This is a genomic window from Streptomyces sudanensis (assembly GCF_023614315.1).
Classification (GTDB): Bacteria; Actinomycetota; Actinomycetes; order Streptomycetales; family Streptomycetaceae; genus Streptomyces; species Streptomyces sudanensis.
Genome location: NZ_CP095474.1, coordinates 4,464,960 through 4,473,099 on the forward strand (window position 1 = coordinate 4,464,960; position 8,140 = coordinate 4,473,099).

The following is an 8,140-nucleotide window of genomic DNA, read 5'->3' on the forward strand; positions in this document are numbered from 1 at the left end:
TCGGAACGCCGTGGGCCCCGGGCCGGGGGCCCCGGCTGTCGGGCGGCTGCTTTCGGACAGGAGCCGCCCCGGCGGGGGTGGCGGGGTCGTCGGTTGTCATGGCGTGGCTCCGTTCGCCGGACTCCGGTGAGGCACACCCCGTGTCGGTCGTCGTGCGCCGACCGGGCGCGCGGTTCGCTTCATGTAACAGGCGAACCGGACGACTGCGCCATCCGGGAAGGGCGGACGGGGGAACCTCCCCCACCGGCCGGACCCGCGGCCGAAGCCGCACGCCGCCCCGGTCGGCCGCACGCCGCCCCGATCGGCCGCACCCCGCTCGGCCGACCCGCAACCGGGCGGATCCGCGCTGTGCCCCGGCCGGAGCACGGATCCGCCCGGCGCCCCTGAGGTCCCCCGAAGTCCTCCGCCGAGGGGCCGGCGTCCCCGGCGGACAGCGGCCGCGGGCCGTGCCGGAACGTCGTCGGGGGCGGGCGGCCGCTTCGCGGCACGCCCCCGTGCACGTGAGGGGCGCCTGACGCCCCGAGACCCTCGCACCCGGCTCCACGCACGTCTCCGTGCCCGTGGGGCAGGCGGGGCGACAAGGGTGGCTCCGCCTCCAGCCGCGCCTTCCCCCGTCCGCGGGGCATCCGCCGGCTCCGCCGCGCTTTCCCGTGTACGCGACGGGGGCGTCCCCCACCGGAGCGCCACCGTGCCCGTCGCCCGCTTCACGCCCGCCGGGCCCCTGCCCGGCGCCGCCCGGGCGCGCCGGCGGACGGCGAAGCGCCGCGGCGCACGCCCGCGAGGCGCCCACCGTGCTTCGCGGCGGGAGGGACGGCGAGGCCCGGGCCCGGTGCGGTCCCGGCCGCGGCGCCCGGGGGGTCCTGCCCGCCGGGCCGCGGGCCGGAGCGCTAGGAGGACTGCTCCTCGCGCTCCACCTGGGCGTTCCACTCGCGCTTGACCGCGCGCCACGCCTCGTCCGACTTGCCCAGGCGCCAGTAGCCCGAGATCGACAGGCGCTCCAGGGGGATTCCGCGGTCCCCGCGCAGGTGCCGGCGCAACTCCCGCACCGCTCCCGCCTCGCCGTGGACGAAGGCGTGGACGGTGCCCTCGGGGAAGTCCAGCTCCCGTACGGCCTCGACCAGCGCCTCGCCGACCGGGCGGCCGCGGCGCGGCAGCCAGCGCACCCGCGCGCCGGCCGGCGCGGCGATCTTCAGCTCGTCGTCCGGCCCGTCCACCTCGATCAACGCGTGCGCCACGGCGTCGTCCGGCAGCGCCTCCAGCGCGGCCGCGATCGCCGGCAGGGCGCTCTCGTCGCCCGCCAGCAGATGCCAGTCGGCCTCCGGGTCCGGCGCGTACCCCCCGCCCGGGCCGAGGAACCGGACCGTCTCGCCGGCCCGCGCCCGCGCCGCCCAGGGGCCGGCCAGCCCCTCGTCGCCGTGCACCACGAAGTCGATCGTCAGCTCCCGCTCGACCGGGTCCCAGGCGCGCACCGTGTAGGTGCGCTGCGCCGGCCACCGGTCGCGCGGCAGCTCCTGCCGGATCCGCTCCAGGTCGAACGGCTCCGGGTACGTCACGCCCTCCGGCGGGAACAGGATCTTGACGTAGTGGTCGGTGAGGCCGCCGGTGGCGAAGGAGTCCAGCCCCCGGCCGCCGAGCACGACCCGCACCAGGTGCGGAGCGATTCGCTCCGTGCGCACCACCTGGGCCTCGTGGACCTTCGGTGTCCTGCGGGACGGCTCGTCCGCCACGGTGTACTCCCCGGAGAGTAGTTGCTTAGGTATGCCTAAGCTAACACTTCATCGGGAGAGGGCGGCGAGCAGGCGCTGCAACGACCCGCCGAGACCCCATCTTTCCGCCAAAGTGCCCAGTGCCTCCGGGTCCTTCGGCGCGGTCGGCAGCGCCGGGTCGAACGGGGGCAGCGGGACGTCGTCCGCGACCCGCACCACCTTCGGCGCGACCGCCAGGTAGTCCCGCGCCGCGTCCAGCCGCCGCCGCTGCGCCGGCGTCAGCCCCGCCGCCGGGTCGTCCAGCGCGGCCGTGATCCCGGCCAGGTCCCCGAACGACTCCAGCAGCTTCGCGGCGGTCTTCTCGCCGACGCCCGGCACCCCCGGCAGCCCGTCGCTCGGATCGCCCCGCAGCACGGCCAGGTCCGCGTAGCCCGGCCCGTCCACGCCGTACTTCCCGCGCAGCCACTCCCCGTCCACCACCTGCAGCGTCCCCACGCCCTTGACCGGGTACAGCACCCGGACCCCGCGCGCGTCGTCCACCAGCTGGAACAGGTCCCGGTCGCCCGTGACGATGTCCACCGGCCCCGCCGCCCGGCCCGCGAGGGTGCCGATCACGTCGTCCGCCTCGTACCCGGCGACCCCCACCCGCGCCACGCCCACCGCGTCCAGCACCGCCTCGATCACCGGGACCTGCGGCGACAGCGCGTCCGGCACCTCCTCCGCGTCCGGCGCGCCGGGGCCCGTCCCCGCGGCGACCCGGTGGGCCTTGTACGAGGGGATCAGCTCCACCCGCCAGGCCGGCCGCCAGTCCGCGTCCATGCAGGCCACCAGGGTGTCCGGGCGGTGGTCGGCCACCAGCCGGGCGATGAAGTCCAGCAGCCCGCGCACCGCGTTCACCGGCGTGCCGTCCGGGGCGCGCACCGATTCGGGGACCCCGAAGTAGGCCCGGAAGTACAGGGACGCGGTGTCGAGCAGGAGGCACCTGCCGGTTCGGGTCGACATGCCGTCAGGATCGCACGCCGCTCCGCCGCGCCCCGCACGGCCGGGGAGGAGCCGCGCGGCCCGGGGACGGTGCCGCGGCGCCACCGGCGGGCGGCCGGCGCAAGGCTTCGGCCGTTCGCGCTACTCGGGGGTACTCGCGCTGCGTAAGGTTGTCGGGAGAGGAGGGAAGGGAGGGAAGACATGGACGACAAGGAGACACCGCGGGTCGGTGCGGCCGTGCGCAGGAGGCGCAGGGCGCTGTCGCTGACCCTCGCCGCCGTCGCCGAGCGCAGCGGCCTGTCCGTGCCCTTTCTCAGCCAGATCGAGAACGAGCGCGCCCGCCCCAGCGCGCGGTCCCTGGAGTGCATCGCCGACGCGCTGAAGACCACCGCGGTCGAGCTGCTCGACGCGGGCGACGCCGCCCGCACGGTCGACGTCGTGCGGGCCGCGGCGTGCGCCGACGACCCGGGCGCCCCGGCCGGCGTCCGCGCGCTGGTGCGCGGCGAGCACCAGATGCAGGCCGAGGAGTTCACCGGCGAGCACGACGCGGGGCGCGAGCTGGTCCTCCGCAACGACGCCCTGCTGTACGTCGCCGACGGCACCGTGGAGGCGGAGGCCGAGGGCCGCGCGTACCGGCTGGAGCGCGGCGACACGCTCTACCTGTCCGGCGGGGTCCGCCACCGCTGGCGCGCCTCCGGACCGGGCGCGCGCGTCCTGGTCGTGTCGGTGGCGCCCCACATGGAGGCGGCGGAGCGGTGATCCGCGTCGTGTCCCTGGTCCCGTCCCTCACCGAGGCCGTCGCCGCGACCGTGCCCGGTGCCCTCGCGGGCCGCACCGACTGGTGCGTCCACCCGGCGGGCCTCGACGTCCCCCGGATCGGCGGCACGAAGAACCCGGACGTGGCGGCGATCACCGCCCTCCGCCCGGACCTCGTCGTCGCCAACGAGGAGGAGAACCGCCCCGCCGACCTCGACGCCCTGCGCTCCGCCGGCCTCGACGTCCTGGTCACCGAGATCCGCGGCCTGGAGCAGGCGCTGCGCGAACTGGACCGGGTCCTGCGCGCCTGCGGCGCCGCCTCCCGGCCCCGCTGGCTCGACGAGGCCGAGGCCGCCTGGGCCGCGCCCGCCCCGGACGGGCCGCCCCGCACGGCGGTCGTGCCGATCTGGCGGCGGCCCTGGATGGTGCTCGGGCGCGACACGTTCGCCGGCGACCTCCTCGCCCGGCTCGGCGTCGCCAACGCGTACGCGGACCACCCCGAGCGCTATCCGCGCGTCCCGCTCGACGAACTGCGCACCCGCGGCGCCGACCTGGTCGTCCTGCCCGACGAGCCGTACCGGTTCACCGCCGGCGACGGACCCGAGGCGTTCCCCGGCCTGCCCGCCGCGCTCGTCGACGGGCGGCACCTCACCTGGTACGGCCCGTCCCTCGCCCGGGCGCCGCGGGTACTGGGCCGGGCCCTGCGAGCAGCGTCCCGCTGACCAGGCCCCGCACCGTCCCCGAAGCCGCCGCCAGCCACCCGGCGACCAGCAGCGCGTACAGCGCCGCCGCGGCCCCGCCGAGCACCGCCAGGCCCGTGTGCCGGGCCAGCGCCCCCAGCCCCGTCACACACGTCCCGACGGGGAAGGTGAACGCCCACCACGTCATCGCGAAGCGCATCCCGCGGCGCCGGGCCCGCACCACCAGCGCCCCGGCCAGCGCCAGCCACAGCAGCGCGAACCCCGCCACCGGCAGCCCGTACGCCACGGCGAGCACCCGCGCGTACGGCACGCCCGGCGCCGCGTCCGCGAGGGCTCCCGCGGCGGTCACCGACTGGCCCAGCGGCCCCAGGACCAGCAGCAGCGCCGGCGCCGCCGCGTCCGGGGGAGGGCCGTCCGTCACCAGCCGGCCGAAGACCGGCGGCAGGACCAGCAGCGTCGCCAGCAGGCTCAGCCCGAACATGCCGAGGCAGCCCGCGAGCAGCGTCCCCCGCGCCTGCCCCGCGGGCAGGTACGCGGCCAGCGGCGGCCCGGTGGCCGCCGACACCATCGGCGCGACCACCGGCAGCAGCCACAGCGGGGAGGGCCCCTCGACGCGGTGCCGCACCACCATCAGGTACGGCACCCCCACCGCCACCACCAGGCCGGCCGCCGTCCCCGAGACCCACAGGGCGGCCGCCACCGCCACCGCCGGGCCCTCGCCGATCCAGTCCCGCCCCAGGAGCAGCGTCCCGCCGCCAACCGAGGTCAGCGCCATCGACAGGCAGCCGTGGAACGGGGCGACCGCCGGGTCCAGCAGGTGCGCCCGCGCCCGGTCGCGGTGGTACGCCCAGTGCGCGGCCCGGGCGGCCAGCAGTACGGCCAGCGCGAGCAGGGCCAGGGCCCACAGCGCCGTACCGGCCGTGCGCAGGCCCGGTACGGGCGCGGGCAGGGAGGCGCCCGCGGTGCCGACGATCCCGGTGCCCATGACGGCGGCGTGGAACTGCGGGCCGAGGTGCCGCACACCGGGGGCGCGGCGGGGNCGCACACCGGGCGCGGGGCGGGGGCGGGGCGGAGCGGCGACGGTCATGGCACCACCCTGACCGGCCGGAAAGCCCCCGACCAGGGGTCTTGTCCCTATGGGCCCATAAGCTGAGCTGATGAGCCTCTCCCACCGCGTGCCGGATCTCGGAGCCCTGGAGCTGCTGCTCGCCGTCGCACGGCACGGCAGCCTCGGCCGGGCGGCCCGCGAGGTCGGCATCACGCAGCCGGCCGCCAGCGCCCGCATCCGCTCCATGGAGCGGCTCCTGGGGGTCGCCCTCGTCGACCGCTCGCCCCGGGGCTCACGGCTCACCGAGGCGGGCGCCCTGGTCACCGACTGGGCGCGGCGCGTCGTCGAGGCGGCGGAGGCGTTCGACGCCGGAGCCCAGGCACTGCGCGACCGCCGGGACTCCCGGCTGCGCGTCGCCGCGTCGATGACCATCGCCGAGTACCTGCTGCCCGGCTGGCTGATCGCGCTGCGCGCCGAGCGGCCCGGTACGGCCGTGTCGCTGCGGGCGGGCAACTCCGCCTCGGTCGCCGCCCTGCTGCTCGCGGGCGACGCGGACCTCGGGTACGTGGAGGGCCTCGCCGTCCCGGGCGGGCTGGACGGCGTGGTCGTCGCCCGGGACCGGCTGGTGGTCGTCGCGGCGCCGTCGCACCGCTGGGCCCGCCGCCGGGCCCCGCTCGACCCCGCCGAACTGGCCGCGACGCCGCTGGTGCTGCGCGAGCACGGCTCCGGGACCCGGCAGGTCCTGGACTCGGCGCTGGCCGCGCACGGGGGGCTCGCGGCGCCGCTGATGGAGCTGGCGTCGACGACGGCGGTGAAGGCGGCCGCCGTGAGCGGTGCCGGACCGGCCGTCCTCAGCGAACTGGCGGTCACCGAGGAGCTGGCGTCCCGCCGCCTGGCGGAGGTCCCGGTCGAGGGCGCCGACCTGCGCCGCGCCCTGCGCGCCGTGTGGCCGGCCGGCCCCCGCCCCACCGGCCCGGCGCGGGACCTGCTGTCCCTGTCGCGGGCCCGCTGAACGGCACGCCGCCGCCCGCCCGTCCGACGGCACGTCACCGCCGGCCGGACCCCGCGTACGGGCCCTGCCCCGCCCGGCCGCGAGCCACCCGCCGCCGTCCGGTCCGCCTCCGGCGTCCGTCCGCGGCGGCCCGCCGCCGCGCCGCGGACGGACGCCACCCGGGCGGCGGCCTCCCGCCCCGGCGGAGCGGGCGGCTCCGAGCGCTACAGGAACGTCCGGCCCTCGCCGCGGTAGGTGGGCACGGTCGCCGCCACCCGTTCGCCCTCGACCAGGTGCAGCCGGTCGAACCGCTCGCACAGCTCGCCCGCCTTCGCGTGCCGGAACCACACCCGGTCGCCGACCAGCAGGCCGTCGGCGGCCGGGCCCAGCAGCGGCGTCTGCACCTCGCCCGGCCCCTCCATCGGGTCGTACCGCAGCCCCTCCGGCAGGTACGGCACCGGCAGCCGGTCCCGGCCCGGCGCCCCCGACGCGGGGTACCCGCCGCCCAGCACCGTCACGACGCCCGCGCCCGGCCGGCGCACCACCGGCTGCGCGAACAGGGCGGCGGGCCGGCCGCTGAACGACGTGTAGTGGTCGAACAGCCCCGGCACGTACAGCCCCGAACCCGCTGCGACCTCCGTCACCGCCTCCTCGGCCGCCGTGTACTGCACGCTCCCGGTCCCGCCGCCGTTGACGAACTCCAGGTCCGGCGCCACGGCCCGGACGGCGGCCACCGCGGCCGCCCGCCGCCCCGCCAGCTCCCGCCGCGCCACCGACTGCATCAGCCGGACCGCCCGCGACCGCAGCGGCCGGTCCGCCACCGCGTCGCCGACCCCCGCGACGTGCCCCTCGTACGCCATCAGTCCCACCAGCCGGAATCCGCGCCGCCGCACCACCGCGCCCGCCAGCTCCGCCAGTTCGGCGGGCTCCCGCAGCGGCGACCGCAGCGCGCCGACGCGTACGCGCCCGCCGAGCAGCCGCAGCGACGTGTCCAGCTCCAGGCAGATCCGCACCTCCTCCCGGCCGTCCCCGCGCGCCGCGTCGACGAGGTCCAGTTGCGCCGGGTCGTCCACCGTCACCGTGACGGCGCGTGCGAGCCGGGCGTCGGCGGTCAGCTCCGCGAAGCCGGCGCGGTCCGCCGACGGGTACGCCAGCAGCACGTCGTCGAAACCGGCCCGGGCCAGCCACAGCGACTCGCCCAGGGTGAACGACATCACCCCCGTGAAACCGGGCCGGGCCAGCACCCGCTCCAGCAGCGCGCGGCAGCGCAGCGACTTGCTCGCGACCCGGATCGGCTTGCCCCCGGCGCGGCGTGCGAGGTCGTCGGCGTTGGCCTCGAAGGCGTCCAGGTCGACGACGGCGAACGGGGCGTCGAGGTGCGCGGTGGCCCGGTCGTAGCGGGCGCGATCGGCGGCGCGGGGAGGCATGGCCAGAGCGTGCCAGACCCCGTTACCGAGGGGTAGGGGGCGGTGCACGGGACGTTCCGGTCAGATCCGCCCCGACCGCGCGGCTGTGTTCCCGTGGGGCCGCGAACAGCCTTTAGAGTGACGCCTACACGCCGTGAACGGGCCTGTTCCGACGGCGTCGCCGGTACGAGCGCGAGGGGGGCGGATGAGCACCGAGGCACGGCGCCCGGCCTCCCGGCCCGACTCCCCCGAGGAGACCACGGCCCGCCCGCGCCCCGTACCGGCCCGGCCGGCCCCGAGCGGCGACGAACCCCCCGCGGACCTCCGCCGGCCGGCNCNNCNCGGCGCGGNTCCGCCCTCCCGGCGGTCCTCCCGGCCGGCGCNNNNGGGCGCCGGCCGGGAGGACCGCCGGGAGGCGGCGGCCGGNGGCNCNCCGTGCCGGGGGGCCNCCGGCCGGCCCCCGGCTCCCGCGGGAGCCGGCGGCACGGCGCCGATACCCGCCNGCCCCCGGCCCCCGGCCGGGGGGGNGCNNNCCCGGCCGCCGGCCGCCC

The 8,140-nt window shown here is 78.5% G+C and carries 7 protein-coding genes; 3 read left to right on the forward strand and 4 right to left on the reverse strand.

The features are described 5' to 3' along the window. Nucleotides 1–887 precede the first annotated feature (887 nt). Both MW084_RS20625 and MW084_RS20630 read right to left on the reverse strand, forming a co-directional pair. Nucleotides 888–1,727, reverse strand: coding sequence for a siderophore-interacting protein (locus MW084_RS20625; RefSeq protein WP_010471284.1), 840 nt, complete (start codon nucleotides 1,725–1,727; stop codon nucleotides 888–890). A gap of 48 nt (nucleotides 1,728–1,775) precedes the next feature. Then, nucleotides 1,776–2,708, reverse strand: a complete 933-nt coding sequence (locus tag MW084_RS20630) for a 5'-3' exonuclease (protein ID WP_010471282.1) — start codon at nucleotides 2,706–2,708, stop codon at nucleotides 1,776–1,778. Between the two features lie 180 nt (nucleotides 2,709–2,888). Between MW084_RS20630 and MW084_RS20635 the strand changes: the two genes are divergently transcribed. Both MW084_RS20635 and MW084_RS20640 read left to right on the forward strand, forming a co-directional pair. Continuing rightward, a complete protein-coding gene (locus MW084_RS20635; RefSeq protein WP_010471280.1) occupies nucleotides 2,889–3,446 on the forward strand; it encodes a helix-turn-helix domain-containing protein in 558 nt (185 codons plus the stop codon). Next, nucleotides 3,443–4,165 (forward strand): helical backbone metal receptor, encoded by a 723-nt coding sequence (locus MW084_RS20640; protein WP_010471279.1) that lies wholly within the window; start codon nucleotides 3,443–3,445, stop codon nucleotides 4,163–4,165. The genes MW084_RS20635 and MW084_RS20640 overlap by 4 nt, the downstream gene beginning before the upstream one ends. On the opposite strand, the gene MW084_RS20645 is transcribed toward MW084_RS20640, so the two are convergent. Continuing rightward, the coding region (locus MW084_RS20645; RefSeq protein ID WP_275563732.1) for an SLAC1 family transporter at nucleotides 4,092–5,183 on the reverse strand (1,092 nt) is incomplete at its 5' end. The two genes, MW084_RS20640 and MW084_RS20645, sit on opposite strands and share 74 nt — an antisense overlap. Before the next feature lie 118 nt (nucleotides 5,184–5,301). On the opposite strand from MW084_RS20645, the gene MW084_RS20650 reads away from it, so the two are divergent. Continuing rightward, nucleotides 5,302–6,204 carry a LysR family transcriptional regulator gene (locus MW084_RS20650; RefSeq protein ID WP_010471276.1) on the forward strand — a complete coding sequence of 301 codons (903 nt, stop codon included), beginning with the start codon at nucleotides 5,302–5,304 and terminating at the stop codon, nucleotides 6,202–6,204. A gap of 203 nt (nucleotides 6,205–6,407) precedes the next feature. On the opposite strand, the gene MW084_RS20655 is transcribed toward MW084_RS20650, so the two are convergent. Continuing rightward, nucleotides 6,408–7,610, reverse strand: coding sequence for an amino acid deaminase/aldolase (locus MW084_RS20655; RefSeq protein WP_010471274.1), 1,203 nt, complete (start codon nucleotides 7,608–7,610; stop codon nucleotides 6,408–6,410). Nucleotides 7,611–8,140 lie beyond the last annotated feature (530 nt).